The 320-nt window shown below is 72.2% G+C and carries 1 protein-coding gene; it reads right to left on the bottom strand.

Annotated elements, in window-relative coordinates:
- Window positions 1-320 (bottom strand): 4-hydroxythreonine-4-phosphate dehydrogenase PdxA (locus ACLZOT_RS51235; RefSeq protein ID WP_416976150.1); only part of this gene is annotated, 320 nt, incomplete at both ends.

Here is a 320-nt window from a genome sequence, read left to right as displayed (position 1 = left end):
CCCTGGTCGTGGTACATCGCGACGATCAGGTCGTAGTCGCCGCGCCCGGCGAGGAAGAAGGCGGTGTCGGCGGGGAGCGGGCCGCGGGCGTCGATGCCGTCGGCGCGCAGCACCTCCAGGGCGGGGACGATCTTCTCCTCCTCCTCGCCGTAGCCGAAGAGGCCGTTCTCACCGGCGTGCGGGTTGATGCCGCATACGCCGATCACCGGTCGCGCCACGCCCGCGCGCACCATGGCCTCGTGGCCGCGGCGCACCGTGCGTTCGACGAGGCCGGGCTCGATGCGGTTGACGGCGTCGATCAGGCCGATGTGGGTGGTGAC

The sequence above is a fragment of the Streptomyces sp. 4F14 genome (genome assembly GCF_048159485.1).
Classification (GTDB): Bacteria; Actinomycetota; Actinomycetes; order Streptomycetales; family Streptomycetaceae; genus Streptomyces.
This window is presented reverse-complemented; position numbering and strand designations above follow the sequence as displayed.